This is a genomic window from Curtobacterium sp. MCBA15_005 (assembly GCF_001864855.1).
Classification (GTDB): Bacteria; Actinomycetota; Actinomycetes; order Actinomycetales; family Microbacteriaceae; genus Curtobacterium; species Curtobacterium flaccumfaciens.
Map to the genome: position 1 here is coordinate 1116 of NZ_MJGL01000042.1, position 1414 is coordinate 2529.

2 protein-coding genes are annotated in these 1414 nt (G+C 71.5%); both read right to left on the minus strand.

The features are described 5' to 3' along the window. Positions 1-905 (minus strand): lyase family protein (locus BIU89_RS12985; RefSeq protein ID WP_254791638.1); only part of this gene is annotated, 905 nt, incomplete at its 3' end. 170 nt (positions 906-1075) lie between these two features. Beyond that, positions 1076-1414: carbonic anhydrase (locus tag BIU89_RS12990; protein WP_217642832.1), on the minus strand; the 339-nt coding region annotated here is incomplete at its 5' end.

Here is a 1414-nt window from a genome sequence, read left to right on the forward strand (position 1 = left end):
GAGCCGGGCTGCAGGTCGGGGATGTGCAGCTCGCCCAGGCCGGTGTTCGGACCGGAGCCCATCCAGCGCAGGTCGTTGTTGATCTTCGTCAGGCTGACGGCGAGCACCTTGAGCGCTCCGGAGGCCTCGACCAGGGCGTCACGCGCACCCTGCGCCTCGAAGTGGTCGACGGCCTCGGTGATCGGCAGGTCGGTGTCGCTCGCGAGCTGGGCGATGACCCGCTGCGGGAAGCCCTTGGGGGTGTTGATGCCGGTGCCGACCGCGGTGCCGCCGAGCGGGACCTCGGCGACGCGGGGGAGCGTCGCCTGCACCCGTTCGATGCCCAGGCGGATCTGGCGTGCGTAGCCGCCGAACTCCTGCCCGAGGGTGACGGGCGTGGCATCCATCAGGTGCGTCCGGCCGGACTTCACGGCGTCGGCCCAGAGTGTGGCCTTCGCTTCGAGGGACTCGGCGAGGTGCTCGAGAGCGGGCACGAGGGTGCGGAGGAGCGCCTCGGTCACGGCGACGTGCACGGAGGTGGGGAAGACGTCGTTCGACGACTGCGAGGCGTTGACGTGGTCGTTCGGGTGCACCGCCGAACCCGCGATGTCCGACGCCAGTGTCGCGAGCACCTCGTTCATGTTCATGTTCGACGATGTGCCGCTGCCGGTCTGGTAGACGTCGACCGGGAACTGGTCGTGGTGCTGGCCGCCGATGATCAGGTCGGCCGCACCGGCGATGGCGTCGGCGACGGCGGGCTCGACGATGCCGAGTTCGCCGTTCACGATGGCCGCCGCCCGCTTGATCCGCGCGAGCGCCACGATCTGCGCCGACTCGAGCCCGGTGCCCGAGATGGGGAAGTTCTCGACGGCGCGCTGGGTCTGGGCACGGTAGAGCGCCGACTTCGGCACCCGTACCTCGCCCATGGTGTCGTGCTCGATGCGGAACTCGGTCGGGGTGGTGTCGGTCACGTCGTCGTGGTCCTTCCTGAAGTGCTCGCCGGTCGCGGTCGCGCCGGCCCGTGCCTGCGCCCCGGGGGCGCCGGGGCGGTCGTCGTCGGGCTGGGTCTTGTCTGGCTGGGTCTTCGTCGGGTCGGTCAGACCTGGCCGACGACGGTGTCGATGGTGACTTCCCCGGTGGCGAGGTCGTAGGTCGCCCCGACGACGGCCAATCTACCCTCGGCCACGGCATCGGAGACCGCGCCGGAGCGCTCGATCACCTGGCGGAGGGTGGCTTCGAGGTGTGCGGCGCCGACGGCTTCCTGCGGGAGCTCGGCGTCGGTGAGCCGGACCTTCTCGACACTCGGGGCGATCGCGTCCACGAGGGCCTGCAGGTGCGGGGCGGGGACGGGCTCACCGGAGCGGGCTGCCGCGACGGCACCGCACCGGGTGTGCCGGAGCACGACGACCAGCGGTGTGCCCAGGGCGACGACCGC